At 74.1% G+C, this 25978-nt stretch carries 27 protein-coding genes and 1 pseudogene; 16 read left to right on the plus strand and 12 right to left on the minus strand.

Annotated features, from left to right (window positions below; translation table 11 throughout):
• Positions 1-45 precede the first annotated feature (45 nt).
• From CKY47_RS16400 to CKY47_RS16430, 7 genes are all read left to right on the plus strand, one after another.
• A complete protein-coding gene (locus tag CKY47_RS16400; protein WP_306746682.1) occupies positions 46-813 on the plus strand; it encodes a DUF4142 domain-containing protein in 768 nt (255 codons plus the stop codon).
• 166 nt (positions 814-979) lie between these two features.
• On the plus strand, positions 980-1819 hold the full coding sequence (locus tag CKY47_RS16405; RefSeq protein WP_306746683.1) for a ferric reductase-like transmembrane domain-containing protein: 840 nt from the start codon (positions 980-982) through the stop codon (positions 1817-1819).
• Positions 1816-3708: an NAD(P)/FAD-dependent oxidoreductase gene (locus tag CKY47_RS16410; protein ID WP_306746684.1), complete on the plus strand. Its 1893-nt coding sequence runs from the start codon at positions 1816-1818 to the stop codon at positions 3706-3708. Before CKY47_RS16405 ends, CKY47_RS16410 begins: the two co-directional genes overlap by 4 nt.
• 183 nt (positions 3709-3891) lie before the next feature.
• Complete coding sequence (locus tag CKY47_RS16415) at positions 3892-5115, plus strand: glycosyltransferase family protein (RefSeq protein WP_306746685.1); 1224 nt, start codon at positions 3892-3894, stop codon at positions 5113-5115.
• 90 nt (positions 5116-5205) lie between these two features.
• Positions 5206-5385, plus strand: coding sequence for a hypothetical protein (locus CKY47_RS16420; RefSeq protein ID WP_306746686.1), 180 nt, complete (start codon positions 5206-5208; stop codon positions 5383-5385).
• Between the two features lie 128 nt (positions 5386-5513).
• Positions 5514-6242 carry a D-Ala-D-Ala carboxypeptidase family metallohydrolase gene (locus CKY47_RS16425; RefSeq protein ID WP_306746687.1) on the plus strand — a complete coding sequence of 243 codons (729 nt, stop codon included), beginning with the start codon at positions 5514-5516 and terminating at the stop codon, positions 6240-6242.
• A gap of 190 nt (positions 6243-6432) precedes the next feature.
• Entirely contained in the window at positions 6433-6915 is a 483-nt protein-coding gene (locus tag CKY47_RS16430; protein ID WP_306746688.1) for a YkvA family protein, read from the plus strand.
• Positions 6916-6930: 15 nt separating this feature from the next.
• Here CKY47_RS16430 and CKY47_RS16435 read toward each other — a convergent pair whose 3' ends face one another.
• Complete coding sequence (locus tag CKY47_RS16435) at positions 6931-7665, minus strand: lysophospholipid acyltransferase family protein (protein ID WP_306746689.1); 735 nt, start codon at positions 7663-7665, stop codon at positions 6931-6933.
• A 107-nt stretch (positions 7666-7772) separates the two neighbouring features.
• On the opposite strand from CKY47_RS16435, the gene CKY47_RS16440 reads away from it, so the two are divergent.
• The 3 genes from CKY47_RS16440 to CKY47_RS16450 are packed head-to-tail and all read left to right on the plus strand — an operon-like array spanning position 7773 to position 10858.
• Positions 7773-8933, plus strand: coding sequence for a PP2C family protein-serine/threonine phosphatase (locus CKY47_RS16440; RefSeq protein ID WP_306746690.1), 1161 nt, complete (start codon positions 7773-7775; stop codon positions 8931-8933).
• Positions 8934-10424, plus strand: a complete 1491-nt coding sequence (locus tag CKY47_RS16445) for a sensor histidine kinase (protein ID WP_306746691.1) — start codon at positions 8934-8936, stop codon at positions 10422-10424.
• Positions 10421-10858, plus strand: coding sequence for a response regulator (locus tag CKY47_RS16450; RefSeq protein ID WP_306746692.1), 438 nt, complete (start codon positions 10421-10423; stop codon positions 10856-10858). The genes CKY47_RS16445 and CKY47_RS16450 overlap by 4 nt, the downstream gene beginning before the upstream one ends.
• A 127-nt stretch (positions 10859-10985) precedes the next feature.
• Here the strand turns inward: CKY47_RS16450 and CKY47_RS16455 are convergent, their stop codons facing one another.
• Positions 10986-11990 (minus strand): MBL fold metallo-hydrolase, encoded by a 1005-nt coding sequence (locus CKY47_RS16455; protein WP_306746693.1) that lies wholly within the window; start codon positions 11988-11990, stop codon positions 10986-10988.
• Between the two features lie 9 nt (positions 11991-11999).
• The gene (locus tag CKY47_RS16460) at positions 12000-12278 is read right to left on the minus strand and encodes a GNAT family N-acetyltransferase (RefSeq protein WP_306746694.1); all 279 of its coding nucleotides are present in this window, start codon (positions 12276-12278) and stop codon (positions 12000-12002) included.
• Between the two features lie 185 nt (positions 12279-12463).
• Here CKY47_RS16460 and CKY47_RS16465 point away from each other — a divergent pair, with 185 nt between their 5' ends.
• Positions 12464-13558, plus strand: a complete 1095-nt coding sequence (locus CKY47_RS16465; protein ID WP_306746695.1) for a VanZ family protein — start codon at positions 12464-12466, stop codon at positions 13556-13558.
• A 41-nt stretch (positions 13559-13599) separates the two neighbouring features.
• Here CKY47_RS16465 and CKY47_RS16470 read toward each other — a convergent pair whose 3' ends face one another.
• The 4 genes from CKY47_RS16470 to CKY47_RS16485 form a co-directional block, all read right to left on the minus strand.
• Positions 13600-13779 carry a hypothetical protein gene (locus CKY47_RS16470; protein ID WP_306746696.1) on the minus strand — a complete coding sequence of 60 codons (180 nt, stop codon included), beginning with the start codon at positions 13777-13779 and terminating at the stop codon, positions 13600-13602.
• A gap of 48 nt (positions 13780-13827) precedes the next feature.
• Entirely contained in the window at positions 13828-15378 is a 1551-nt protein-coding gene (locus CKY47_RS16475) for a lipase family protein (RefSeq protein WP_306746697.1), read from the minus strand.
• A gap of 376 nt (positions 15379-15754) precedes the next feature.
• Positions 15755-17218 (minus strand): phytoene desaturase family protein, encoded by a 1464-nt coding sequence (crtI, locus tag CKY47_RS16480; protein ID WP_306746823.1) that lies wholly within the window; start codon positions 17216-17218, stop codon positions 15755-15757.
• Positions 17219-17222: 4 nt separating this feature from the next.
• A complete protein-coding gene (locus tag CKY47_RS16485) occupies positions 17223-18320 on the minus strand; it encodes a polyprenyl synthetase family protein (RefSeq protein WP_306746698.1) in 1098 nt (365 codons plus the stop codon).
• Between the two features lie 162 nt (positions 18321-18482).
• Between CKY47_RS16485 and CKY47_RS16490 the strand changes: the two genes are divergently transcribed.
• From CKY47_RS16490 to CKY47_RS16500, 3 genes are all read left to right on the plus strand, one after another.
• Positions 18483-19406 carry a phytoene/squalene synthase family protein gene (locus CKY47_RS16490; protein WP_306746699.1) on the plus strand — a complete coding sequence of 308 codons (924 nt, stop codon included), beginning with the start codon at positions 18483-18485 and terminating at the stop codon, positions 19404-19406.
• Between the two features lie 13 nt (positions 19407-19419).
• On the plus strand, positions 19420-20388 hold the full coding sequence (locus CKY47_RS16495) for a Rieske (2Fe-2S) protein (RefSeq protein WP_306746700.1): 969 nt from the start codon (positions 19420-19422) through the stop codon (positions 20386-20388).
• Positions 20389-20510: 122 nt separating this feature from the next.
• A complete protein-coding gene (locus CKY47_RS16500) occupies positions 20511-20843 on the plus strand; it encodes a hypothetical protein (RefSeq protein ID WP_306746701.1) in 333 nt (110 codons plus the stop codon).
• A 31-nt stretch (positions 20844-20874) separates the two neighbouring features.
• On the opposite strand, the gene CKY47_RS16505 is transcribed toward CKY47_RS16500, so the two are convergent.
• Positions 20875-21054, minus strand: a complete 180-nt coding sequence (locus CKY47_RS16505) for a DUF397 domain-containing protein (protein WP_306746702.1) — start codon at positions 21052-21054, stop codon at positions 20875-20877.
• The gene (locus tag CKY47_RS16510) at positions 21051-21890 is read right to left on the minus strand and encodes a helix-turn-helix domain-containing protein (RefSeq protein WP_306746703.1); all 840 of its coding nucleotides are present in this window, start codon (positions 21888-21890) and stop codon (positions 21051-21053) included. The genes CKY47_RS16505 and CKY47_RS16510 overlap by 4 nt, the downstream gene beginning before the upstream one ends.
• A 237-nt stretch (positions 21891-22127) precedes the next feature.
• Here CKY47_RS16510 and CKY47_RS16515 point away from each other — a divergent pair, with 237 nt between their 5' ends.
• Positions 22128-22259, plus strand: a complete 132-nt coding sequence (locus CKY47_RS16515; protein ID WP_306746704.1) for a hypothetical protein — start codon at positions 22128-22130, stop codon at positions 22257-22259.
• Positions 22260-22331: 72 nt separating this feature from the next.
• On the opposite strand, the gene CKY47_RS16520 is transcribed toward CKY47_RS16515, so the two are convergent.
• Positions 22332-22712 (minus strand): SH3 domain-containing protein, encoded by a 381-nt coding sequence (locus CKY47_RS16520; protein WP_306746705.1) that lies wholly within the window; start codon positions 22710-22712, stop codon positions 22332-22334.
• Between the two features lie 116 nt (positions 22713-22828).
• Here CKY47_RS16520 and CKY47_RS16525 point away from each other — a divergent pair, with 116 nt between their 5' ends.
• Positions 22829-23650 (plus strand): ArsR/SmtB family transcription factor, encoded by an 822-nt coding sequence (locus tag CKY47_RS16525; protein WP_306746706.1) that lies wholly within the window; start codon positions 22829-22831, stop codon positions 23648-23650.
• Between the two features lie 10 nt (positions 23651-23660).
• On the opposite strand, the pseudogene CKY47_RS16530 reads toward CKY47_RS16525, so the two are convergent.
• Positions 23661-25257 (minus strand): annotated as a pseudogene (locus CKY47_RS16530) (FAD-dependent oxidoreductase).
• Positions 25173-25871 carry a class I SAM-dependent methyltransferase gene (locus CKY47_RS16535; protein ID WP_306746707.1) on the minus strand — a complete coding sequence of 233 codons (699 nt, stop codon included), beginning with the start codon at positions 25869-25871 and terminating at the stop codon, positions 25173-25175. Before CKY47_RS16535 ends, CKY47_RS16530 begins: the two are co-directional and overlap by 85 nt.
• Positions 25872-25978 lie beyond the last annotated feature (107 nt).

A 25978-nucleotide genomic window follows, 5' to 3' on the forward strand; every position in this document is an offset into this window, starting at 1 on the left:
CAGCGACCACCCGACGGCGACCACCCACCCCAGGACGAGAAACCCATGTCAGCCAAGCGAATCGCGGCGGTCGTGCTGGCCCTGCACCTGCTGTTCCTCCCGGCGTTCACCGGGGTGTCGCTCGCCGACGACCCGGCGGACCCCGGCCCTGTGGAGCAGACCCCGCTCGGCCCGATCACCGCGCTGGACAAGGACCTGCTGGTCAAGGTGCGGCTCGCCGGCCTGTGGGAGATGCCCATGGGCGAGGAGGCGCAGGAGCGCGCCGGCAGCACCCGGGTCAAGGAGGTGGGCGCCCAGTTGATGAGCGACCACGAGTTCCTCGACGAGCGCGTGGTGCGCCTGGCGTCCCAGATGGGCGTCGAACTGCCGGACGAGGCCAACGCCGACCAGCAGTCGTGGATGGCGGAGATGCGCTCGCGCACCGGCCCGGCGTTCGACGACTCGTTCGCCAACCGGTTGCGGGCCGCGCACGGTTCGATCTTCCCGGTGATCGGCACGGTGCGCGCGAACACCCGCAACGAGGCGATCCGGCAGTTCGCCCAGGTGTGCAACCAGATCGTGCTCAAGCACATGACCCTGTTGGAGAGCACCAACATGGTCACCGACGCGGGTCTGTCCAAACCGGTCGCCGCCGGCGCGCGCAACGCCCAGAACCCGAACGGGGCGGCCGTGGACGCCGACCCGGTGCGCGCCGCGCAGGTGACCGCCCGGACCGGGCCGGACGCGCTGACCGTGCTCCTCATCTGCCTGGTGGGCGTGGCGGTGACCATCGCGATCCTGCGCCTGCTGCGGCCCCGCGGCAACGTCACGTGAGAGGAGGTGGTGGCCCGACCCCGGACACCGCTGACGCGAACCACCCGCGGAGCACTTCCACGACCTCGCCCCCGCCCGGCGGACGCGACCGCTCCCGCACGGCCGCCCGGCGGGGCCGACCCCACCACCTGCGAGTTCTTTCCCGCCATCTCGGAGGTAACGTCCCGTGTTCTCCCAGGTTCCGCTGCTGATCGCCCAGGCGACCGGCGGCGACCACGACGCCGGGGTGCGCCACGTCGCGCAGATCTCGGCGCGCCTGGCCTACGCGTTCATGTGCGCCACCCTGTGCTGGGGCGTGCTGATCGCGACGGGCTGGGCCAACAAGATCACCGGCAGACAGGGGCTGCGCAACAGCCACATGGTGCTGGCGACGCTGGCCCTGGCGTTCGGCTCCCTGCACGCCTTCGCGTTCACGCTGCTCCAGCTGGGTGCGTTCTCCTTCGTCACGATCGCGCTGCCGTTCGTCGACGGCGGCCTGCTCCGGCACGCCCTGGGCATCGTCGGCCTGGAGCTGATGCTGGCCATCGCGTTCACCGCGGGCCTGCGCAAGAAGGTCTACTACCGCAAGTGGTTGCGGCTGCACCAGGTCGCCTACGCCGCGGTCACGATCACCGTGGTCCACTCCTGGTTCGGCGCCATCGCGAACGGCAACCTCGCCGTGCTGTGGCTGGCCGGCCTCACGATCCTCATCCCCACGGCGACCATCGCCACCGCCCGCTTCCTCCCGCCGGACCTGCTGGTGAAGCTGGGCATGCTGGAACCCGAGCCGGGCTTCGAACCCGAACCCGACGGCGCGGGCGGCAGCGCGCTCGACATCAGCGTCGACAACGAGCGCTGCCACCGCTACGGCATCTGCCAGGCCGAGGCGCCCGGCCTGTTCCAACTCCTCGACGACGAGCGCCTGCGCTACGAGCGCAGGCCCCCGCCCGAGCTGTTCGCCAAGGCGCGGGCCGCCGCGCGGGCCTGCCCCATGCGCGCGATCGAGCTGCGGGAGCGTGTCCGGTGAAGAACGAGGAACGCGTGGTCGTCGCGGGCGGCGGCCTGGCCGGCCTGCGGGCGGGCGAGCGGCTGCGGGAGCTGGGCTTCCGCGGCGAGATCGTCATCGTGAGCGCCGAGCGGCACCTCCCCTACCACCGGCCGGCGCTGTCCAAGGAGGCCGTCAACGGCGAGCTGAACGCCACCGACCTGCGGTTGACGATCAGCCGCGAGCTGAACGCCGTGTGGCGGCTGAACACGGCGGCGACCCACCTGGAGCCGGACCGGCACGTGGTGGGCCTGCCCGGCGGCGAGGAGTTGAAGTACGACGGGCTGGTCATCGCGACCGGCGTCGAGCCGCGCCACCTCGCGGGCGCGCCGCGCCAGGACGCGCGCATCCACGTGCTGCGCACGGTGGACGACGCGATCGCGATCAAGCAGGCGATCAACTCCACGCAGGGGCTGGTCGTGGTCGTCGGCGGCGGCCTCATCGGCTGCGAGATGGCCGCCTCGGTGAAGACGATGGGCCGTGACGTGGCCATCGTCAGCAGGTCGTCCACGCTGCTGGGCAGCGCGGTCGGGAAGAACATCGCCGACACCGTCACCGAGGCGCACCGCGTCCGGGGCGTGCGGATGGCGATGGGCGTGAAGATCCGGCACTGGGTGCGCCAGGCGGGCGGGGTGGCGATCCACCTCTCCGACGGGCAGGTGTTCTTCGCCGCGGTCGTGGTGATCGCGGTGGGGGCGTCCCCGTCGATCCACTGGCTGCGCGGGTCGGGTCTGGTGCTGGAGGACGGGGTGCTGTGCGACCCCACGTGCCACGTGGTCGGCGCGGCCGACATCGTGGCCGCGGGTGACGTCGCGCGGTGGCCCAACCTCCGGTTCGGAGGCCAACCGCGTCGGGTCGAGCACTGGCTCAACGCGGTGGAGATGGGGCGGGCGGCCGCGGAGAACCTGTTGGCGGGCAGGCAGAACTCGCGGCCGTTCACCCCCGTCCCCCGTTTCTGGACCGAGCAGTACGGCATGCGCATCCAGGGGTCCGGGCTGCCCTCGATGGGCAAGGACACCACGACGCTGGCCGGGTCCCAGAAGGACCACCGGACGATCACCGGGTTCGTCGACGACGGGCGCCTGGTCGGCATGGTCGGGTTGGACGCGCCCACGGCGATGATCAAGCTGTCGACCGAGCTGTGGCGGCAGAACCGGGTCGCGGCGCCGGGTCCGCAGCGCCGGTCGCCGCAGCACCTCGTGCCGCCGGGGCAGCTGACCGAGCCCGGCCGGGAGCCGCCGCCGGGCCGGTACGAGGAGCGGCCGACGCGGTTCGAGGAACCCGCGCGGGCCGCGGTGCCCGCCCCTCCCCCGCCACCCGGTCCCCCACAGGCCGGTCCGGCTCCCGCGCACCCGGCTCCGGCGCAGGTGGAGTGGCTGCGGTACGAGTCGGACCGGGTCGGCGCGGGGCCGGCGGGCACCGCGCCCCCGCCACCGTCCTACGAGGACGTGGCGACGGCCTACGAGACGGCCCGGTGGGAGGCCGCCCGGATGGAGGGCGCGCTGCTGGAGGTGGCCCGGCGGGAAGGCGCCCGGGTGGACGGGACGCGGTTCGCCGGGGCCGCCGGGTACGACACCCGCGCGCACGAGGAGGCCGGGTACGAGCGCGGCTCCTACGAGCGGTCGCGGCACGAGGCCGAGCCCACCCGGTTCGAGCGGCCGGCGGGGCTGCTGGAGCCCGACCCGAGGTTCGGCCGGGACCCGCGCTCCGAACCGGACCCCCGGCCGGAGCCGCCGGAGCACGGGGCGGGCGTGCCCCGCCGGCAGCAGGAGTCCCAGCCGCTCCCGGTGCCCCCGCACGCGCCGGTCGTGCGCACCAGGTCGAACGTGCGCCCGCTGGTCCGCACCGGACGGCGGGCCAGACCGCGTTGACCCCAGCACCGGGTGTCACCCGTCCCGGTGGACCCGCTGGTGGCACCCGGCCGGGGCACGCGCCTTGTCCACGCGTGTCCCGGCCCCGTCGTGCCCGCCGACGCCGTTTCCACGGCAAACCCCGGGTGATCTGTTACGCCGTCGCCGTGTTCCCGTAACCCTGGCCGCCAAGCATTCGGTCCCATGGCGAACCGGAGTCAAGTCACCGTCGTCGGGCTCCCCGCCCGCGACGAGGCGCGCACCGTCGGCGCGGTGGCGCAGGCCGCCGACGCGGGTCTGCACGCGGCGTTCCCGGAGGGGACCAACGTCGTGGTGCTCGCCGAGAACGGCAGCACCGACGGCACCGTGCAGCGCTTCGCGGAGACGCCCCTCAGAGCGCGCAAGGTCGTCGCCAGCTCCGGCGGCGAGGGCACGGGCAAGGGCACCAACGTGTTCGCGATCGTGGACCGGGCGCTGGAGCTGGACGCCGACCGGTTGCTGCTGCTCGACACCGACGTGCGGTCCACGGAGCCCCGGTGGATCGCCGCGCTGGCCGACGCGGTCGAGGGCGACGAACCGGTGCTGGCCGTGCCCGCGTACCGGCGCAACCGGTTCGAGGCGAACACCACCAACCACCTGGCCAGCCCGCTGCTGGCCGCCGTGTTCGGCGTGCACGTGCAGCAGCCCATCGGCGGCGAGTTCGCGTTCAACCGGGCGTTCCTGGAGCGGACCGGGGCGTGGCCGCGCCCGGACAGCGCCTACCTGTACGGCATCGACGTGTGGCTGACCGCGAACGCGCTGCGCGAGCGCGTTCGGGTGGTGGAGGTGCCGCTGGGGCGCAAGCTGCACAACTCGCCGTTCCCGAAGATCCTGCGGCTGCCGCAGCAGGTGCTGGACTCGCTGTTCCACGTCGTGCTGCGCACCGACGGCGTGCGGGAGCCCGCGCCCGCGCCGGCCTCGGCGCGGGCCGCGGTGGACGGCGCGGCGGTGCCCCAGGACCCGGCCGTGGTGTCGCGGGTGTCCGAGTCGGTCGCCCGCTACCTGGACGCGCACCGGGGCGACGTGCGGTCGCTGTTCCCGTCGGCGGGGTCGGCGCCGGCCGCGCCGTGGGGGCTGCGGGTCACCACGGAGGACTGGCCGCACGTGCTGGCCGACGCCCTGGCCGCGGTGGCGGGCGGGCGGTTCGAGGCGGCGCGCGACCACCTGGTCGCGCTCTACGTCAACCGGGTGATGACGTTCTGGGACGAGATCGAGGGTCTGGGCGACGACGAGGTCGACGACCTGCTCGACCGGCAGGCGGCGTGGACCGTCGAGGCGGTGCGGGACAGGCGCATCGCGCTGGGCGGGCGCACCGGGCCGGCCGGGTTCGACGTGCGGCACTGGGCCGGGTTCAACGAGGTGTCGCCCGCCTGGAGCGTGCCCGCCTGACCGTCGTCGCGGGGTAACGCCTGGCCGGGTGGGGTGTGCGCGCGGATACCCGCACGTAACATCCGGTCGGGCGTGGACGCTGTTGGGGTCATGAGGACGCGGGGCGCACGGGCGCTGGTGGTGTTGGCGACCGTCTTCCTGGCCGTGGCGCTGTGGAACGGCGTGCTGGCCCTGGAGGACCAGGTGGCCTGGCGGAGCGCCGCGGCCGGGGTGTGCGCCGCGGCGTCCGCCGGGCTGCTGCGGGCGGCGGTCTGCGGACCGCGGCGGTGACCCGCCGTTCACAAACTATTCGTCTTGTGTGAAATATTCAGACATCGGAGACAGATTGACGTAAGTTTTCCACTACCGGCAGGCTTCCGGACCTCCGCTCGATTTGTCGATCCTGCCTGGAGGTCCCTGTGCTCCGACGTGTCCTGTCCTGCCTGGCGGCGCTGTCACTGGTCGCCGTCGTACTCGTGGTCGGCGGTGGTGGCTCGGCGCAGGCCGACGGCTGCTACACCTGGAACCGGACCCTGTCCCAGGGCGCGTCCGGCGAGGACGTGCGGCAGTTGCAGATCCGCCTGTCGGGCTACCCCGGCAGCGGCGCCGTCCTCGGGTTGGACGGCCAGTTCGGCCCCGCCACCAGGTCCGCCCTGATCCGCTTCCAGCAGGCGTACGGGCTGGGCGCGGACGGCGTGGCCGGCAACGCCACGTACTCGAAGATCTACGCGTTGCAGGACGACGACTGCACGCCGGTGAACTTCACGTACGCCGAGCTCAACAACTGCAACTCCACCTGGGCCGGGGGCAACGTCTCGGCCGCGCAGGCGAAGGCCAACGCCCTCGTGTCGATGTGGAAGCTCCAGGCCCTGCGGCACGCGCTGGGCGACCAGCCGATCCGCGTGACCAGCGGCTTCCGCAGCGTGGCGTGCAACAACGCCGTGGGCGGGGCGTCGAACTCGCGCCACCTCTACGGTGACGCCGTCGACCTGGGCGCCGGCCCGCACAGCCTGTGCCGCCTGGCGCAGCAGGCCCGCAACCACGGCTTCAACGGCATCCTCGGCCCGGGCTACGCGGGCCACAACGACCACACCCACGTGGACCACCGGCCCAGCCGCTTCTGGTCCGCGCCGTCCTGCGGCATCTGACCCACCCGCTCCACCCCGGGACCCCGCGACCGCCCCGCGCGTCGCGGGGTCCCGTCGCTTCGCCAACCCGAACCCGCGGACCGGGCCGTCCACATCGGACGCTGCCCTGCCGGGGGCGCGTTCGGCCGAACGGCCCCGGGGTGTTCTCCGGGCATTCGCCGGACCACGCGCGAGGCGTGCCGCCACTAGCATGGGGACCGTGATCGCCCTCGCCGTGGTGCTGACCCTGATCGGCCTCGGGACGCTGTTCTGGCGCGACGCCGACGTCCTCGGCCTGCCGCCGGTGGCGGCCGGGGTCGGGGCGCTGGTGCTCGGCGTCGCCGCCGGTGCCGCCTGGGTGCTGCGCAGGCGACGCCGGTGGGAGCGCGACGGCGAGCGGCGGCCGGTCGGGAACGTCGTGCAGCGCGCCAAGGCGCTGCCGAGGCTGCTGCGGGAGCGCAAGGCGTACGGGCTGCCGACCACCACCCTGGCCACGTGGGCGTTCGGCGTGCTCTACCTGGTGTCGCCGGTCGACCTGCTGCCGGAGCTGCTGCCGCTGATCGGTGTGACCGACGACGCGGGCGTGGCGGTGTGGCTGCTCACCAGCGTGTCGACCGTGGCCGGGCAGTTCATCAACTGGGAGCGCTCGGGACGGCGTCCCCTGCCGTCGGACGAGGGGCGCCGCGAGCCCTAGCGCGACGCCGGCGCGTCACGCCCTCCCGGGGGGCGGGAGTTCCCGGATGCCGACGAGCAGGGTCGTGATCGCGCCCATGATCCGCGCCGTGGCCTCGTCCAGCACCGCCTTGGTCGGCTCCAGCCCGTACAGGTCGGACAGGTCCACCTCGGCGCCCGCCGCCACCGTCACCCTCCGCCACGGCCTGGGCACGAACGCTCCGGGCGGCAGCAGCTCGCGGACGCCCCACTGCGCCACCGGCAGCACGGGCGTGCGGGTGGCCAGCGCGAGCCGCGCCACGCCGTTCTTGCCGCGCATCGGCCAGCCGTCGGGGTCGTCGGTGAACCCGCCCTCCGGGTAGACGATGACGCACTCCCCCGCCTCCAGGGCCACCCTGGCACCGTCGAGGGCCAGTCCCGCGCGCGCCGTGCCGCGGTCCACCGGGATGTGCCGCCCGGACGACATCACCCACCCGATGACGGGCGCCTTCCACAGGCTCGCCTTCGCCAGGTAGCGGGGCACCCGGCCGGCGGCGAGCGCGAACGCCGTCAGCGTCACCGGGTCCGCGTTGGACAGGTGGTTCGAGGCGAGCAACACGCCACCCCGTCGGGGGACGTTCGACCGGCCCGCCATGCTCATCCGGACGAACAGGACGACCAGCGGCCACAGCAGGTCGATGGCCACGGAGTACCAGAAACCCCTGCCGCGGCGGGGCAGGCGGGCGGTCAGCGCCACCATCCGGGAGAACGTCACACCGGGATCTTCGGTCATGAGCCGCGCACCGCTCACCGCGCCCCACCGCACCGCCGTCGCCCGGTGCTGATCGCGTTCGACTAATCTCCTCCCCCGTGGCAGGGCTATCCACACCGCGGACCGCGGTGGACCGCATCAGCGTGCTGCTCGTCGAGGACGACGAGGGCGACGCCGTGCTGGTCGAAGCACTGCTGGACGAGGTCGAGGCGGACGTCTCGCTGCACCGGGCGCGCACCCTGCGCGAGGCCGAGCGGCTGCTGCCCAACGCCGACTGCGTGCTGCTGGACCTGGGCCTGCCCGACACCACGGGCCTGGACGGCCTGACCCGCCTGCTCGGCCACCCGGCACCGGTGGCCATCATCGTGCTGACCGGTCTGAACGACGAGCACCAGGGCACCAGGGCGGTCGCCGCGGGCGCGGAGGACTACCTGGTCAAGGGCCAGGTGGACGGCGTGGGCCTGGCGCGCAGCATCCGCTACGCCGTCGGCCGCAAGCGGGCCGAGGAGACGCACCGGCAACTGCGCGAGGAGCAGTTGCTGGCGGCCGAGAAGACCCGCCTGGAACGCGGCCTGCTGCCGTCCCCGATCCTGCACGGCGAGGACCTGGAGGTGAAGTTCCGCTACCGGCCCGGCGGCAGCCGGATGCTCCTCGGCGGTGACTTCTTCGACGCGGTGCGCGCCTCCGACGGCACGCTCCAGGTGATCATCGGCGACGTGTGCGGGCACGGCCCGGACGAGGCGGCGCTGGGCGTGTTCCTGCGCATCGCGTGGCGGGCGCTGGTGCTGGCCGGTCAGGAGCCGTCGCGGGTGCTGCGCACGCTGCACGAGATCCTGGAGCACGAGCGGCACCAGCCGGGCCTGTTCACCACGGCGTGCATGGTGACGATCTCCCCCGACCGCCGCTGGGCGCGGGTGTACCTGGCCGGGCACCCCGAGCCGATGCTGCTCGTCGGCGACCGCGTGGTGGAACTGCCGCGCGACCGCGCGGGCCTGCCCCTGGGTGTGCTGCCGGACAGCACGTGGAGCGGCCTGGACGTGCCGCTGCCGCCCGGCTGGTCGATGCTGCTCTACACCGACGGCCTGGTCGAGGGCAGGGTGCTGGGCGACGTGGAGCGGTTGGGCTCCGAGCGCCTCATCGAGCTGATCGGCGACATCACCGGGGAGCGACCCGACTGGGCGCGGGAGCCGTCTGCGCTGCTGGACGACCTCATCTCCAGGGTTAAGGAGCTCAACGGCGGGGAACTGGACGACGACATGGCCGTACTGCTCATCACGGACCGGGACTGAATGGACTACCGCACCCGCTGGCCCGCCGCCCGGCTCCTCGTGGCGTCCGTCACGATCCTCGTCATCGTGTGCGCCGGCGCGATCGGCGGCCTGGCCATCGGCCTGCTCAAGCTGACCGAGGCGCGCGCCCAGCTGATCGACCGCATCCAACCCGCCCGCTCCCTGGTCCAGCAGGCCGACACGGCGGTGATCAACCAGGAGACCGGCGTGCGCGGGTACGTGCTCACCGCGAACCTGGACTTCCTGGCCCCCTACAACGACGGGCAGGACCACGAGGCCGAGTCCCTGGACGAGGCGAGGCGGCTGCTGGAGCCCTTGCGCCCCGACCTGGCGGCCCGGATCGACGAGGTCCGCGTGCTGTCGGCCGACTGGAGGCAGAGCTACGCCGAACCGCTGATCATCAGCGTGGGCTCGGCCAACCGGCCGCCGTCGGAGCTGGCCGACGCCGAGCGCGGCAAGGGACTGTTCGACCGGCTGCGCGGCGCGATCGACTCGCTCGGCGACGAGCTGACCCGCGAGTCCGACGTCGCCCGCCGGAACCTCGACGAGGCCGCCCAGGAGGTGCTGTACCTGCTCATCGGCCTGGGTGTGCTGCTGGTGCTGGTCATCGCCGGGATCGCGGTGGTGCTGTACCGCATCCTGATCGCGCCGCTGCGGGACCTGGCCGACGACGTGCGGCACGTGTCGTCGGGAGACTTCACGCACAAGGTCGAGGTGGGCGGCCCGCGCGAGACGGTGATGCTCGGCGAGGACGTCGAGGCGATGCGGTCGCGCATCCTGGCCGACCTGGCGGAGCTGAAGCGGTCGAACGCCGAGCTGGAGCAGTTCGCCTACGTCGCCTCGCACGACCTCCAGGAGCCGCTGCGCAAGGTCGCCTCGTTCTGCCAGCTGCTGGAGCGCCGCTACTCCGGGGAGCTGGACGAGCGCGGTGAGCAGTACCTGCGGTTCGCGGTGGACGGCGCCAAGCGGATGCAGGTGCTGATCAACGACCTGCTGGCGTTCTCCCGGGTCGGGCGCATCAGCCGCGAGCAGGTGCTGGTGGACTGCGACGAGCTGGTCGTGCAGGTGCTGGACAACTACTCCGAGGTCATCGAGCGCACCGGCGCCACGATCGAGGTGGCCGAGCTGCCGACGGTGCGCGGCGAGGCGTCGCTGCTCGGCGGCGTGTTCGGCAACCTGGTCAGCAACGCCCTGAAGTTCCACGGCGAGGACCCACCTCACGTGAGGGTCGACGTGGAGCGGACGGGCGAGTTCTGGGAGTTCACCATCAGCGACAACGGCATCGGCATCGACACCGAGTACGCTGAGCGCATCTTCGTCATCTTCCAACGTCTGCACCACAAGGACGACTACCCGGGGACGGGGATCGGCTTGGCGATGTGCCGGAAGATCATCGAGTACCACGGTGGCACCATTTGGTTGGACACCACCCGCGAGACCGGCACGGCCTTCAGGTTCACCATCCCGGCAGTAGAGGACGACGAGCAATGAGCAGCCCGCTGAACGTGATCGACGTCCTGTTGGTCGAGGACGACCCGGGCGACGCGCTGATGACGCAGGAGGCGTTCGAGCACCACAAGATCCGCAACCAGCTGCACGTGGTGCGCGACGGCGTGGAGGCACTGGAGTTCCTGCGCCGCGAGGGCCAGTACGAGGACGCGCCCCGGCCGGGCCTGATCCTGCTGGACCTGAACCTGCCGAAGATGGACGGCCGCGAGGTGCTCGGCGAGATCAAGGCCGACGCGTCGCTGCGGACGATCCCGGTGGTCGTGCTGACCACGTCGGAGGCGGAGGAGGACATCCTGCGCAGCTACAACCTGCACGCCAACGCCTACGTGACGAAGCCGGTGGACTTCGACCGCTTCATCGAGGTCGTCCGCCAGATCGACGACTTCTTCGTCACCGTGGTCAAGCTCCCCCGCTGACCGCGAGTCGTAACCCCAGCCCGCGCGAGTCGTAACCCCAGCCCGCGCGAGTCGTAGGTTCGGGCTGGGGTTACGACTCGCGCGGGCTGGGGTTACGACTCGCGGGGGCTGGGGTTACGACTCGCGGTCAGGCGGGGGTGTAGAGGCGGGGGTGGGGCGCGGGGGCGGTGGCCGTCAGCAGGCCCCGGTGGACCAGGACGTCCAGGTGGGCGGCGGTCTCGCCGATGGCCAGGACCTGGTTGAAGAGGTCCAGGTCGGCGAAGCGGCGGGCACGCCGGGTCCAGCCGAGCTTCGCGGCCGTCTCGAACGCGGTGCCCGTGCCGGTGCCCACGGCGGCCAGGGTGGCCTCCAGCCGATCCTCGTGGTGGGCGATCAACTCGTCCACGCGGGCGTGGGCGGAGTCGGTCACCGGGCCGTGCGCCGGGAGCAGGCGCAGGTCGGGGTAAGTGCGGACCAGGCGGAGCGAGTCGAGGTAGTCACCCAGCGGCAGGGCGGGCCTGGCCGGTTCGAACCCGATCGACGGCGTGATGTGCGGCAGCACGTGGTCGCCCGCGAACAGCAGTGACGACTCGACGTCCACGAACACCACGTGCCCCCGCGTGTGACCGGGCGTCGGCACGACCCGCAGCACGCGCTTGGCCAGGCCCACCTCCACCTCGCCGAGCCACTCGTCGGGTTCCTCGTAGTCGCGCAGCGCGCCCTCGCCGGTGGCCTCCATGACGGCGCGCCACTTCTCGGCCAGGTGCGGCGCGCCCCACTCGCGCAGGCTCGTCGCCTGCCCGTCGCGCGCACGGGCGAGGATGCGCGCCATCGACGGCTGCTCCCCCGCGCCGAGCGCGACGCGCGTGCCGAACCGGCGGCGCAGGTTCACCGCCATCGTGTAGTGGTCGCGGTGCAGGTGGGTGACGAGGAACCGGTGGACGTCCTCGACGCCGTACCCGAGCGTCCCCAGGGCCTCGACGAGGGCGCGTTCCCCCTCGTCGAGCGACCAGCCGGAATCGATCAGCACCAGGCCGTCGCCGTCCTCGACCGCGTACACGTTGACCGTGTGCAGCCCGTCGTTCGGCAGGGGCAGGGGGATGCGGTGCACGCCTGGCGCGACCTCGAAGACCCCGGGTTCGGTCCACTCCATCCCCGGATACTACTCGCCGGTAACCTCGGCCAGTTCGGGGTGCTTCTCCAGGTACCCGCGCACGAACGAGCACTGCGGCACCACGCGGAGCCCGCGCTCCCGGACGTCGAGCAGCGCGTGCTTCACCAGCGCGCCGCCCAGGCCCTTGCCCTCGACGGCGACCTCGGTGTGGGTGAACGTGACGACGTCGCCGTCCAGCACGTACTCGGCGAACCCGCCCAGCTCGCCGTCCAGGCGCACCTCGAAGCGGGACTGCTCGGCGTTGTCGGACACGGACACTGCGGTCACGGTCGCTCCCTGCGGTCGGTCACGGGCGTTCGGTCGTCTGCCACGGTAGTGCCGCGCGGACGACGGCGGACGACGGCACGCGCGCGTCCGAACGGCGGTGCCGGGTTTGAGTTCCGCGCCGATCGGCTAAGGAGTGGTCACCACGTCGCGGACCCCCTGCGCTGACCCTGCCCGGAGCGGTGGACATGTTGAGTTCGTACCTGGAGCCCGCGCGCGCGGGGTTCCTGACCTTCATCGGCGTCGGCGCGCTGATCCTGGTGCCGCTCGTGGCGCTGCACTACTGGCGGTTCGGGCGGGTCGAGCCGCGACGCGCGTTCGTCCTGTACGGCCTGCTGGCCTACGGGCTGGTGGCGCTGGCGCTGATCTTCCTGCCGTTCCCGGACCCGGGGGCGGTGTGCCGGGGCGAGACGATGCTGTCGACGAGGCCGTTCCAGTGGGTCACGGACATGCGCAACAACATGGCCGCCAACGGCCGTTCGGGCCTCCAGGCGATGGCGACGTCGCAGGCGTTCGTCCAGCAGGCGTTCAACGTCGCCCTGTTCGTGCCGCTGGGCATCGTACTGCGCCGCGCCTACCGCCGCGGGCCGCTCGCGGCGGTCGCCATCGGGCTCGGCGTGTCCCTGGCCGTGGAGGTCGTGCAGTACACCGGGAACCTGGGCATCTTCCCGTGCCCGTACCGGATCGCGGACGTCGACGACCTCATCTCCAACACCGCCGGATCGCTGGTCGGTTGGATGGTCGCGCCGGTCGCGCTCGTCGTGCCGGCCGTGCCCGCCGCGGAGGACTCGGCGGCGCTGCCCGGCGCGGTGGGCGTGCCGCGCCGGGTCGCCGGGCTGGCGGTGGACCTGCTCGCGGTGGTGCTGGTGGCGAAGTTCCTGCTGCCGCCGGACCTGGTGTGGTCCCTGGCGTTCACCGCGGTGCTGCGGGTGGTGCTGCCGGCGGTGACCGGCGGCTGGACGCCCGGCGGGTGGCTGATGCGCTACCGGTTGCGCCGCGCCGACGGCTCGTGGGGCAACCCGCTGCGCCTGGCGGGGCGCGAACTGCTCGGCGTGACGGGCCTGTTCGCCTACGCGGTGTTCCTCTCGCCGCGCTGGGACACGTGGTGGCAGTTCGGCCTGGACGTTCTCGTGATCGCGGTGGTGCTCGTCGGCACGTTCGTGGTGCCGGTGTTCCGCCGCGACCAGCTGGGTTGGCACGACTGGATCGCGGGCACCCGCCCGGTGGCCGTCCTGCGCTCCCCCGCGCGCGGTCCCGAGGACCGCGCGTCGGTGGGCGTCTGAGGGCCACCCGGCGCTCTGGGGGCTACCGGCACCCCGAGTGCTCACCCGGCGCGGCGGGCGTTCCGCACGCTCCTCACCGCGAGCACGACCGCGCCGACGACCAGCAGGACGCCGATGAGCTGGAGGCCGGGCGAGTCGTCGGCCCCGCCGAGGACGACGGTGGTGACGCCGAGCGCCGCCAGGAGGACCGTGCCCGCGATGGCGGGCATGAGCTGCTTCATGCGATCGAGTATCGCTTATATCCTATCGATATTCAATAGGGTCGAAGGTCAGAGCCGGCCGAACAGCCAGTGGCCGGGTTTGCCGGGCGCGGGATCGAGGCAGAAGTCCCGGACCACGGCGACCACCTCGGCGGTCGAGACGGTGCCGCCACCGTCGTGGTCGAACACCGCCGGCACGTCGGCCGCACGGTCCGGGGGCAGTCCGCACGCGGTGAGCAGGCGGGTGAACTCGGCGGTCGTGGTGGTGCCGTCGCCGTCGTCCGCCAGGGCGAGCACGGCCTCGGCGAGCGGGCGCACGGCGTGCTCGAAACCGCTGCGGCTCCCCTCGTCGAGCCAGCGCAGGAACTCCTCCCGGCCGACCTGCCCGTCGAGGTCGGTGTCGGAGCGCTCGGCGACGCCGCGCCACAGCGCCCGGTAGCCGCGCCGGACGGCCAGCGCCCTCGGCGAGCCCGGCGGTTCGCCGAACGCCTGCACCAGGCGCAGCGCGAACACCTCGTAGTCGTCCGCGGTGAGCCGGCCGTCCCCGTCCGCGTCGAACAGGGTGAAGCGGGGCGGCACGGGATCGGGCACGCGGGTCGGCAGGGCGTCGGCCCACGCCACGAGGTCGGCGTGACCGGCCGCCAGCACGTCGGCGTGCGTCGCGCCCTCGTGGCGGTCGAAGCGCAGGTCGGTGCCCGCGCGGGCGAGGTCGGCGGCGAACCGCTCGACCACCGCCGGCGGCACGACCTCGTCGGCCGTGCCCGCGGTGAGGTAGACGGGCCGGTCCATCCGCGACACGGGCACGCGGCACGCGCGCAGCACCGGGGCCACGCCGGACCGGGCGGGCAGGCCGGTGGTGCCGCCGTCGTCGTTGGTCAGCCGGGCGACCGCGCGGAACATGTCGACGAGCGTGGCCGACGTGGCCACGTCCAGCAGCCGGGCGCCGGCGGCGGTGAGCAGCGGGCGGGCGTCGAAGTCGGGGTGCGAGGCACGCACGCCCGCCAGCAGGAACGGCAGCAGCACCGGCAGCGGGCGCGCGCCGTCGGCGGTGACCAGGTCGACCAGCATCGGCAGGTGCACCGGCGGGGCGAGGGCGATCGTGCCGCGGAAGTCCAGCTCCGGGGCGTACCCGGTGGCCACGAGACCCGTGAACAGGGCCGCGTGCCCGCCCTGCGAGAAGCCCACGACGACCCACGTCCGGCCGACCCGGGGGTCGACGCGACGGGCGGCGCGCACGGCGTCCACCACGTCGTCGGCGACCGCCTCGCCGTTGAAGTACGGGTGCGGGCCGGGCGTGGCCAGGCCCTCGTAGTCGGTGGCGGTCACCGCGTACCCGGCGGCCAGCCAGCGGCCGACGTGCTCGCGCTCCAGCCTGCTCAGGCCCACCAGGGACGGCGCGCAGTGGTCGGACAGGCCGGTGGTGCCGTGGGCGTAGGCGACGACCGGCCAGCCGCCGGGCGGCGCGTCGACCGACGGCAGGAACACCGTGCCGCTGACCTCGCGCCCCGACCCGTCGTAGCCCAGCCCCTGGTAGACGATCCGCAGGGCGGCCGACGCGGCGTCGGGCCACAGGTGCGCGGGCAGCGGACTGCGGTCGAGCACGGCACCCGGCACGCGCATGTGCCCCTCCCCCCGGTCGCGGCGGGTGCGACGGTATCCGCCACCGGGCCGACCGCGGTCCCCCGTTCACCCGGTGGTGACGCCGTGATCACCCGCCTGCCGCAGTGCCGGCGCGGCGCCGTCACCCGGGTGTCTGAACGCCGCGGTGATCGGGTAGCCCACCACCCAGGAGGTAGACATGGTGCAGCCAGAACCCCCGGACCGCCCGTTGCCGCCGACCCCGGGCCCGGTCCCCCTGCCACCGAAACCGCCCCACCGGCACCCGGACCCCGACCCCGCGCCCGGCACCGAGCCGCCGATCCCCCCGACGCCGGAGCCCCCCACGCCCAGTTGACGCGGTCGGGCCGACCCGACCCGGTCGGGTCGGCCCGCTCGCTCACGCGCGGAGGCGTTCGGCGGCCAACCGGCCCGAGATGAGCACCGGCGGGATGCCCACACCCGGCGTGGTGCCACTGCCCGCCAACACCACGTTGCCGCGCCGCGAGGGCAGGTTCCCCGCCCTGAACGGGCCGGTCTGGGCGAACGTGTGCGCCGCCGAGAACGGCGTCCCCGCCGCCTGCCCGGACCGCGCCCAGTCGTCCGGCGTGGTCAGCGACAACCTGGTGACGTCGTCGGCGAGGAGCTTCCGGTCGACCAGCTCCGCCACGACCCGGTCGGCGTACTCGTCCCCGAACCGGTCCCAGTCGAACGGCCCGGCGTCGAGGTTCGGGCACGGCGCCAGCACGTAGTGCAGGTGCCGGTCGGCGGGCGCCAGCGCCGCATCGGTCGCCGACGGCGTGGTGAGCAGCAGCGACGGGTCGCTCATCAGCTCGCCGCGGTCCACGATCTCGTCGAACGTCCCCTCCCACGCGTCCCCGAACGAGATGGTGTGGTGCGCGACGTCCCGCTCGCGCGGCCCGCTCAGGTGCACCACCACCGCCGACGGGGACCACCGGGTCGGCACCGGGCGGCGGCGGGCCCGCGCGCCCAGCAGCCGGGCCGTCTGCGCGGGGCCGGCCGCCAGCACGACCGCGTCGCACGGCAACCGCTCGTCCGGCGTGACCACCGCCCGCGCCCGGTCCCCGGCGAACTCCAGCCGCGTGACCTCGGTCCCGTAGCGGAACCGCACGCCCGCGTCGGCCGCCGCGTCCGCCAGGGCCCGCGGCACGGCGCGCATGCCCCCTCGCGGGAACCACACGCCCGCCACGGTGTCCATGTAGGCGATCACCGCGTACGCCGCGAGCGCGCTCCCCGGCGCGACCCCCGCGTACAGCGCCTGGAACGTGAACACCCGGCGCAGCCTCGGGTCGCGCAGGAACCGACCCACCGCCCGGTCCAGGGTGCCGAACCCGCCCAGCGCCGCCAACGACGCCAGGTCGCGGCCCAGCAGGTCCAGCGGGCTGTCGAAGTTCGCCCCGATGAACCGGTCGCGCTGCACCTCGTGCAGCCTCGTCAGCCACGCCCGCAGGTCGCGGTACCCGGCGGCCTCGCGGTCGCCGGCGAACTCGCGCACGGCGGCCTCCATCGCCTCGGCGCCGGTGTGCACGTCGAGCGCGCTCCCGTCGGCGAAGCACGCCCGGTAGGCCGGGTGCAGCGGCAGCAGCTCGACCCGGTCTGCCAGCCGTTGGCCGACCGCGCCCAGCGCCTCGTCCAGCAGCTCCGGCATGGTGAGGACGGTCGGCCCGGTGTCGATCGAGTGCCCGGCGACGTCCAGCCGCCCGGCCAGCCCGCCGGGGTGGGCGAGCCGTTCCACGACGGTCACCTCGTGCCCCGCCCCGCGCAGGTGCAGGGCCGCCGACAGCCCGGCCAGCCCCGCGCCCACCACGACCACCGAATCGGTGCGACCACGCACGACGCGCACCACGTCACCTCCTCCGATCGGTCGCGGTGGCGGCCAGGGCGCCCAGCGCGGCGCTCACCGGCTCGTCCAGCTCGACCTGGTCGAGGGCCTGGAGCGCGAGGCCGGTGAGCGAGCCGATCCGCTCCTCCACCGCGTCGACCGCGCCCAGCTCCCACAGCAGCGCGCGCACCTCCAGCACGGTCCCGTCGGTCACCTCGTGCCCCTCCAGGCAGTCCCGCAGCACGCGGGCCGCGTCCGGGCGGCCGGCGCTGCGGGCCAGGCCCAGCGCGAGCGCCATCAACGCGGTCCGCTTGCCGTCGCGCAGGTCGTCGCCGGCGGGCTTGCCGGTGACGGCCGGGTCGCCGAACACGCCGAGCAGGTCGTCGCGCAGCTGGAACGCCACGCCGACGTCCCGGCCGTACGAGCGCAGCGCGTCCACCAGGTGCGCGGGCGCGCCGGCCATCGCCGCGCCCAGGTGCAGCGGCCGTTCGACGGTGTAGGCGGCGGTCTTGAGCCTGGCCACGGTGAGCGCCTTCTCCAGCGACTCCTCGCGCCGCGCGCCCGCGAGCAGGTCGAGGTGCTGACCGGCGATCATCTCGGTGCGCATCGCCTGCCACGGCACCCACGCCCGCGCCAGCGCCGCGCCGTCCAGCCCGGCGGTGACGAGCGCGTCGTCGGCCCACGCCAGCGCCAGGTCGCCGACCAGGACTGCGGCGCTGTCGCCGTAGTGCCGGGAGTCGCCCGCCCACCGGCCCCGGTGGTGGCGCGCGGCGAACGCGACGTGCGCGGTCGGCCGGCCGCGCCGGGTCGCCGACCGGTCCATCACGTCGTCGTGCACCAGCGCGCAGCCCTGGAGCAGCTCCAGCGCGATCAGCGCGCGCACCGCCACGTCGGCCCGCGATCCGTCGACCGGGCCGCCCGCGGCGCGCCACCCCCACCACGCGAACGTCGGGCGCACCCGCTTGCCGCCGGAGAGCAGCAGCCGGGCGAGCGCGTCGGTCAGGTCGGGCGCCAGGTCGGGCGCGCGCGCGAGAAAAGCTTCCAGCTCCCCGTGCAGCCGGGGCAGGAGACCGTCGTCGAACGCCGGCCTCGTGCCGGGACGTGCCCTGGAAACCAACGTCATCGTGCCCCTCCCGACGCCTGCGATCACCGATCGAGCTAATCAGCACGCTGAACGTTCTGCACGATGGAACGGCGGCCGGTGATCGACCCGGCCCGGCGCCACCCGTTGTGCGGAGCGCGCCGGGTGGTCCTAGCGTGGTCGCGAACCCTGCGGAAGGACGCCATGTCGGTCGATCGGGAACTCGACGCCGCCGCCATAACGGACCCCGGGCTGCGGCTGGCCTACCAGCGCTGCCGCGCGCTCAACGCCGAGCACGGCCGCACCTACTACCTGGCCACCCGGCTGCTGCCCCGCGAGCGCCGGCCGGCGATCCACGCGCTGTACGGCTTCGCCCGGTGGGCGGACGACGTCGTGGACGAGGTGCACGACGGCCGCACGCCCGCCGAGCGCGCCGCCCAACTGTCCACTGTGGAGGAGAAGCTGGCGGTCGGCCTGGCCGAGGGCCGCAGCGACGACCCGGTGGTCGCCGCCGTGGTGGACACCGCCCGCCGCTACGACATCGACCCCTCCCTGTTCGAGGACTTCATGACCTCGATGCGGATGGACCTCACGGTCACCTCCTACGGGACGTACGCCGACCTGGCGCGGTACGTGCACGGGTCGGCGGCGGTGATCGGGTTGCAGGTGCTGCCGGTGCTGGGCACGTCCGTGCCGCGCGCGGAGGCCGAGCCGGCGGCGGCGGCGCTGGGCGTGGCGTTCCAGCTGACGAACTTCCTGCGCGACGTGGGCGAGGACCTCGACCGGGGCCGGGTGTACCTGCCGACCGAGGAGCTGGCGTCGTTCGACGTGGACCGGGAGCTGCTGCTGTGGGCGCGCCGCACCGGGCGCACCGACCCGAGGATCAAGCGGGCACTGGCGTTCCAGGTCGAGCGGACGCGGTCGATCTACCGCGACGCCGCACCGGGCATCCCGATGCTCTCCCCCGCGTCCCGGCCGTGCGTGGCCACCGCGTACCGGCTGTACGGGCGCATCCTGGACCTCGTCGAGCGCGCCGACTACGACGTGCTGTCCCGCCGGGTCACCGTGTCCAACGGCAGGCGGCTGGCGATCGCCCTGCCCGCCCTGGCCCGCGCCGTCCTCGCCTGATCTGGAGAACCGCATGTCCATGCCGCTGCGCCGCTTCGCCGCCAAGCCGTGGCCGGAGCAGGAACCCACCTGGCGGGACGCGAAGCCCGCGCTGATCGAGGCCGCGCTGAAGCGCGCCACGGCCAGGCCGTCGGGCAACTGGTTCGTGCTGGCGGCCAGCCGCGAGGTCACCGCGGACGAGCCGTTCGGCCGCACGATCGCCGGCGTCGAGGTGGTGGCGTGGCGGTCGGGCCCGTCGGTGCTGGCCGGACCGGGCTCGTGCCCGCACCTGGGCGCGCCGCTGTGCGACGGGGCCGTGCACCGGGGCGAGCTGGTGTGCCGGTGGCACGGGTTGGCGCTGGGGTCGCGCAAGTTCGGCGCGTGGAGCCCGTACCCGGCGCACGACGACGGCGTGCTGGTGTGGGTGCGGCTGGACGACGTGGGCGGCGAGGAGCCGTTGCCGCTGCCCGTGCTGCCGGAGCGCCCGCCCGCCGGGTCGCTGGACGCGGTGGCCACCGTGATCGGCCGGTGCGAGCCGGAGGACGTCGTGGCCAACCGGCTCGACCCGTGGCACGGCGCCTGGTTCCACCCCTACTCGTTCGCCGACCTCACCGTGCTGGAGACGCCGACCGAGGAGGACGACCGCTTCCTCGTCGAGGTGACGTTCAAGCTCGTCGGGAAGATCGGCGTACCCGTGGTGGCCGCCTTCACCTGCCCCGAGCCGCGCACGATCGTCATGCACATCGTGCAGGGCGAGGGCGCGGGCAGCGTCGTGGAGACGCACGCGACGCCACTGGCCCCGGCCGCGGACGGTTCCGCGCGGACGGCGGTCGTCGAGGCCACCATCGCCTACTCGGACCGGCCCGGCTTCACCAAGGCCCTCCCGGTCGCCCCGGCCATCCGCCCGTTGATGAAGTGGGCGGCGGCGCGCCTGTGGAAGGACGACCTGGCCTACGCCGAACGCCGGTACCGGTTGCGCACGACGGGCCGCTTCCCCGGCTGACGCGTTCCGGCGCCCCATTCCCCGCGCCCATTCCCCGCGACGTGGACCGCACTGTTCCGAACGGGTTGCGGGTCGCGGTCGGGGATTCTGCCCGGCCGGTCCATCTGGCACGGTCGTTCGTCATGGCACAGCAGACCGTCTCGGCCGAGCTCGCGGCGGACCACGCGCTGCCCGGCCTCCTGGGCATCACCAAGGACCGCGGGCGCGTCGTGGTCCGGCTGGACCTGCCGCGGAGCATCGACCACCTGCCCAAGAGCCTGCTGCCGGGCGTGGAGGCGCTCGTCGTGGGCTACCTGGTGCGGCTGCACCGGAGGTCGCGGCCGAAGGAGCGCGAGCAGGTCACCGTCACCGCCGACCACCTGACCGCCCGGCTGCACAAGGACGACCTGCCCCACTTCCTGGTCGGGCTGTCGGCGCTGCTGGAGGGGGCGGTGTACTGGTCGCGGGTGCGCTGAGGACGAGGCGCTGAGGACGAGGCGCCGAGGGTCAGGACCCGGGGGCCACGGCGGCGCGGAACGCGGCCCAGGACCGGTCCGGGACGGTGACGACGCCGACGGCCGGCTGCTTGCTGTCCCGCAGGAGCACGCCGCCGGTCGTGCGGGCGACCTCCACGCAGTTGCCGGTGGCCGTGCTGTGGCTGCTCCTGCGCCAGGACCCGGTGTTCATCGCAGCTCCTCGATCAGGTCGTCGATGAGGTCCAGTGACGCGCGCGGCGGCAGGGCGCGGCTCTGCACCGAGGCGATCGCGTGCAGGTAGCTGCGAATGACACCGCTGCGCTCGTGCACCGTCCAGGATGTCACGCCGTCGACGTACACGGCTTGCGGATCGGCCTCGTCGGGCCACTGGATGATCACGAACGACTCGCCGAGCGCGGCGTGGGCACCGGCGCTGAACGGCACGACCTGCACCGTCACATCCCGCCCGCGGATCACCTCGACGATGTGGCGCAGTTGGTCGCGCAGCACGTCAGGACCGCCGACCTGCTGCCGGATGGCGGCCTCGCCGATGATGGCGGTCAGCCTCGGCCCCTGGCCGAGCCGCTCCCGCCGCCGCATGCGCAGTTCCAGGTAGCGGTCGATGTCGGCGGCCCTCATGTGCGGCGCACCGGCCGCGATGACCTGCTCGGCGTAGTCGCGGGTCTGCAACAGGCCGGGGATGACCTCTCCCTCGTACGTGCGAATCCAGGAGGCGTCGGCCTCCAGCTCGATGAGCATCTGCACGGCCTCGGAGAGGATGTCGCCGTAGTCCTGCCACCAGCCCGCCTCGTCGGCCTTGCGGCGCAGTTCGGTCAGCTGGGCGGCGACGTCGCCGGGGATGCCCAGTTCCTCCACCGCCCTGGCGAGGACGGCCGGCGACGCCTTGGCCTTGCCCGACTCCACCTTCGACCAGGTGGCCTGGTGGATGCCGAGCCGCGCGGCCAGCTCGGTGCCCGACAGGCCGCTGCCCCTCCGGTAGGTCCCCAGCTTGCCGCCCAGCCTCCGGCTGCGCACGGTCGGTCGCACCGACGGTCCTCCGCTCCTCGCCCTGCCTTCGACATCGTCCCGGCGGGCGAACTTCACGATCACCCGATCGTGCAGCGTCCGGCTACGCGGAAATGCGCGGCATTATGCCTAGCATCCGGCGGCATGGATTCTTACGACGAGTTCGTGGCGGAGCCGGTCTCCGACGACGTGCCCCGGCTGTTCGCCGTGGTGCGCTAGTACGGCGACCGCGAGGACGCCGACGTCGCCGCGTGGGGCATGGCGTTCCCCGACCGGGCCGAGGTCGTCGGCGTGGAGCGGCGGGTGCGGATGAGCCTGCGCGACCCGGAGCGCGCCGCGAGGTTGTTCGCGCGCGGTGACGGGGCACGGGCCCGGCTGGTGTGGTGCTGAGCCGGCAGTGGTGCCGAGCCGGCGGGGCACCCCTCGTGACCGGTCCGAGGGGCGCCCCGCCGACGTGGTGGGTCAGAAGCCGCAGTGCACGGTGCTGCCGCCGTCCGACAGCAGGTCGTCCCGCGTCCAGCCGACCACGCCGGTCCTGGTGTTGCGCAGGAACGTCCAGGTCATGCCGTCGTTGCCCACGGTGTAGCAGTAGTAGTCGAGGCCGTCCGACGGCTGGCTCGACCCCCGGCTCGTACAGCCCGTGTCCGAGCCGGTGCGGAGGCGCGCGCCCGACGTGGCTCCCGAGCTGTTCCTGGAGTCCAGGTTCGGGCCGTTGGTGCCGCAGGACGCGTGCCGCTCGGTCGACGCGCCGTCGACGGGCGCGGCCTGCGCCGGCGCCGCCAGGAGTGCGACGGGCATCGCCGCCGCGGCCGCGGTCAGCGCCAGTGTCGTGATCGCCTTCATGTCTCCCCCTCTGTGGTGCGGTGTTCGAACGGGACAGAGCATGCCTCGAACGGCCCAACCTCGGCACCCTTTTGCGGTACAGCGGAAACGTGCGTTCGGCCCCTGCCGATAACAAGGTGGAGACCGAGGTTCGGGGGGACGTCGTGCTGCGGATCTTCTTCGACAAGGACGACCTCGCGCGCGTGTCGGTGGCATCGGCCGCCGACCCGCTGTGGGAGGTGGCGCTGGCCGGTCGGCGGCTGCGGGACCGACCGCCGCCGTTCCGGCGGTGGGAGCGGGTGGTGCGCGGCGACCTGGCCCGCCTCGGCGGGCCCGCCGCCGCCCTGGTGCGCCTGCTGGCGGACGGCCCGTGCCCGGTGGCCCCGTCCGTGCCAGCCGAGGTGGTGACCACCCTGCACGGCGTGCTCGTCGCGCCGTGGGCGGCGGCGGTGCGGGAGAGCGTGGACGCCGACCGGGCGCGCCGCGCCCACGACCTGCTCGACGGCGGCGTGCACGGCCTGCTGTCCGGGTTCCTCCCGCACGCCCGCTGGGAGCCGCCGGTGCTGGTGGTGGACTGCGCGCCGGGCGGCGAGCTGCACCTGCGCGGGCGCGGGCTGCGGCTGCTGCCGTCCTACTTCTGCCACGGCCGGGCCGTGGTGCGGGACGACCCGGCGCCGGTGCTGGTGTACCCGGTCGAGCGGCTGAACGCCGTGACCGCGGTCCGCGGCGACTGCCTGGACGCGCTGCTGGGGCCGACGCGCGGGGCCGTGCTGCGCGGCGTGCGCAGCGGCGCGGGCACCACCGAGCTGGCCCGCCGGCTCGGCACGTCGGCCGCGTCGGTCAGCAGGCACACCGGGGTGCTGCGCGCGGCGGGGCTGGTGCGCACGGCCCGCCTCGGCCGCAAGACCGTGCACTCGCTGACGGCGCTGGGCGAGTCGCTGGTGGGCCGGCGGGCGTGACGGCCCCGCCTCAGGCGACCGGGGCCCGGCCGAACCGGCGGGCGAGGGTGCGCAGGACCGGGCCCCGCCCCGCGGTCGGCACGGTCCGCAGGTCGGTGCCCGCCACGCCCCAGTCCGACAGCAGGTGGTTGGCGGCGGCGAACCCGGTGGTCGCCGCGCGTTCCATCAGGGCGACCGGGAGGTCCACGCGGACCAGGTCGCCCGCCGGCACCAGGCCCGGTTCCGGGGTGCGCACGGCCGGCCGGGTCGGCCGGCCGCCCGGCGGGAACAGGGGGCAGTCGGCGCGCAGCTCGTGGCGCTCGTCGACGACGCGCGCCGCCCGGGTCTCCGGGTAGACCTCGTGCAGCTGGGCCAGGAGGCGGGCGCGGGCCTCCTGCCCGGTGACGCCGTCGGGCAGCGAGTAGCCGTGCAGCTCGACCACGGCGCCGCCGGTGCGGGCCGCCCAGGCGCGGGCCTCGTGCTCGTAGGCGTCCAGCACGGTGAGGTTGTCCAGCAGGTCGTAGCCGCTGGTGCCGAGGAACCCCGGCCGGTCGCGCCGCACCGGGCGGTCGAGCCAGTAGCGGGAGACCAGGAACGGCGGGGCGGTGTCCAGGGCCTTGACGTCCGCCCGCCACTCCGGCGTGGCCAGGTCCGAGTCCTCCACGAGGTCGCGCAGGCCGTTCACGTCGGCGGCCAGCACCACGGCGTCGGCGGTCAGCGCGTCGTCGTCCAGCTCGACGGTGAAGCCGCGGGAGACGCGCCGCACGGGCGTGCCGGTGCGCACGGTGACGCCGCGCCCGGTCAGGTAGCGGGCCAGCGGGTCCCACAGGGAGTGCGGGAACGGGTCGGCCGCCGCGTCGAACAGCAGGCCCTCGTTGGAGCCCAGGAAGTAGATGTGGAACATGGTCGCCAGCTCGGCGGCCGACATGCGGCTCGGGTGGGCGAAGAAGCTGCGCGAGAAGACCTCGAAGGCCAGCGCGTGGGCGGCCTCGGGGAAGCGGATGCGGCGCAGGTCGCCGGCGGCGTCGAGGGCGTCCAGCTCGTCGTAGGCGCGGGGCACGGAGACGTCGAGCAGCGGCAGGGCGGCGCGGGCGTCCACCGAGGCCAGGTCGCGCGGCCGGAACGTCGGGCTGCGCAGCAGGAAGCCCAGGACGTTCCAGGGCGCGGTGCGCGGCAGGCCGGCGAAGCCCTCGCGGTGCCCCCCCGGCGTGCCACAGCGGGTAGTCGGGCATGGCCGTCAGGGCGTCACCCGTCGGGTCGACGCGGCGCAGCAGTGACCGCAGGTTGTAGTACTGCCGGAAGAACGCGTGGAACCCCCGCGTCATCGTGACGCGACTGCCGTCGGCCAGGACCGTCTCCCAGCCGCCCACCCGCCCGCCCGGGTGGTCCTCCCGTTCGCACAGCACCACGTGCGCGCCGCGCTCGGCCAGGACCGTCGCCGCGGCCAGCCCCGCGATGCCGCCGCCGACGACCACGGCCCGCTTCCCGTCGCACGACGCCCGCCCGGTCGGCCCCGGAACGCGGACGGCCTTCCGGTCGCGTATCAAGCCTTGCCCACGAACGTGTGAACGATGCCGCGCTGCCACCCGGCCGCGGGCAGCGCGCGGACGCCGGTGAACCCGACGCACCGCAGGCGGTCGCGCAGGGCGGACGCGCCGTCGAAGTCCACCACGCTGCGCCACAGGTACGTGTAGAGCTTCGGCGACCGGGTGACCAGCGCCCCGCTCGGGATGATCACCGCCCAGCAGACGAACGTCCACAGCGCCGTCGCCGCCCACGAGTCGCGCACCGAGTACTCGTGCGCCACGAACCGGCCGCCGGGCTTGAGCAGGCCGCGCACCGCGTCGAGCACCGGGTCCGGCTGCTCCAGGTTGCGCACCAGGTAGGCGGCGAACACCCCGTCGAACGGCCCGCGCACGGCCAGGTCCTCGGCGCGGGCGTGCACGAACGTCACCGTGTCCGGCCACGGCTTGCGCCGCGCCCGGTCGAGCATCCCGGCGGACGCGTCGACCGCGACCACCTCCGCGTGCGGGGCCGCCGCCAGCAGGGCCGCCGTGGACGCGCCCGTGCCGCAGCCCAGGTCCAGGAACCGCTGCCCGCGCCCGCCGTCGCGCACGCCCAGCGCGGTCGCGGAGCGCCGCAGCTCCCGGTGGTAGTCCGGGTTCGCGCCGACCAGCAGGTCGTAGCCCGACGCCGCCTCGTCGAACGCCCCGGGCACCGCGCCGACCGCCAACCTCGCCATCCCGCCACCTTCCGCTCGTCCCGCCGGCCCCCAGGTCCGTGATCACGGTAGGACCGGCGTCATCCGTTCGCATGACGGCGGTCCGGGTGCAATCCCCGTGGAGCGGG

Origin of the sequence: Saccharothrix longispora, assembly GCF_030852425.1 — a bacterium.
Classification (GTDB): Bacteria; Actinomycetota; Actinomycetes; order Mycobacteriales; family Pseudonocardiaceae; genus Actinosynnema; species Actinosynnema longispora.

Excerpts from the sequence above, each read along its gene's own strand:
- CKY47_RS16400 (WP_306746682.1), top strand. The coding sequence starts at position 46 with ATGTCAGCCAAGCGAATCGCGGCGGTCGTGCTGGCCCTGCACCTGCTG.
- CKY47_RS16415 (WP_306746685.1), top strand. The coding sequence starts at position 3,892 with ATGGCGAACCGGAGTCAAGTCACCGTCGTCGGGCTCCCCGCCCGCGAC.
- CKY47_RS16420 (WP_306746686.1), top strand. The coding sequence starts at position 5,206 with ATGAGGACGCGGGGCGCACGGGCGCTGGTGGTGTTGGCGACCGTCTTC.
- CKY47_RS16430 (WP_306746688.1), top strand. The coding sequence starts at position 6,433 with ATGGGGACCGTGATCGCCCTCGCCGTGGTGCTGACCCTGATCGGCCTC.
- CKY47_RS16435 (WP_306746689.1), bottom strand. The coding sequence starts at position 7,665 with ATGACCGAAGATCCCGGTGTGACGTTCTCCCGGATGGTGGCGCTGACC.
- CKY47_RS16445 (WP_306746691.1), top strand. The coding sequence starts at position 8,934 with ATGGACTACCGCACCCGCTGGCCCGCCGCCCGGCTCCTCGTGGCGTCC.
- CKY47_RS16450 (WP_306746692.1), top strand. The coding sequence starts at position 10,421 with ATGAGCAGCCCGCTGAACGTGATCGACGTCCTGTTGGTCGAGGACGAC.
- CKY47_RS16455 (WP_306746693.1), bottom strand. The coding sequence starts at position 11,990 with ATGGAGTGGACCGAACCCGGGGTCTTCGAGGTCGCGCCAGGCGTGCAC.
- CKY47_RS16465 (WP_306746695.1), top strand. The coding sequence starts at position 12,464 with ATGTTGAGTTCGTACCTGGAGCCCGCGCGCGCGGGGTTCCTGACCTTC.
- CKY47_RS16470 (WP_306746696.1), bottom strand. The coding sequence starts at position 13,779 with ATGAAGCAGCTCATGCCCGCCATCGCGGGCACGGTCCTCCTGGCGGCG.
- CKY47_RS16475 (WP_306746697.1), bottom strand. The coding sequence starts at position 15,378 with ATGCGCGTGCCGGGTGCCGTGCTCGACCGCAGTCCGCTGCCCGCGCAC.
- CKY47_RS16485 (WP_306746698.1), bottom strand. The coding sequence starts at position 18,320 with ATGACGTTGGTTTCCAGGGCACGTCCCGGCACGAGGCCGGCGTTCGAC.
- CKY47_RS16490 (WP_306746699.1), top strand. The coding sequence starts at position 18,483 with ATGTCGGTCGATCGGGAACTCGACGCCGCCGCCATAACGGACCCCGGG.
- CKY47_RS16495 (WP_306746700.1), top strand. The coding sequence starts at position 19,420 with ATGTCCATGCCGCTGCGCCGCTTCGCCGCCAAGCCGTGGCCGGAGCAG.
- CKY47_RS16500 (WP_306746701.1), top strand. The coding sequence starts at position 20,511 with ATGGCACAGCAGACCGTCTCGGCCGAGCTCGCGGCGGACCACGCGCTG.
- CKY47_RS16505 (WP_306746702.1), bottom strand. The coding sequence starts at position 21,054 with ATGAACACCGGGTCCTGGCGCAGGAGCAGCCACAGCACGGCCACCGGC.
- CKY47_RS16515 (WP_306746704.1), top strand. The coding sequence starts at position 22,128 with ATGGCGTTCCCCGACCGGGCCGAGGTCGTCGGCGTGGAGCGGCGGGTG.
- CKY47_RS16520 (WP_306746705.1), bottom strand. The coding sequence starts at position 22,712 with ATGAAGGCGATCACGACACTGGCGCTGACCGCGGCCGCGGCGGCGATG.
- CKY47_RS16535 (WP_306746707.1), bottom strand. The coding sequence starts at position 25,871 with ATGGCGAGGTTGGCGGTCGGCGCGGTGCCCGGGGCGTTCGACGAGGCG.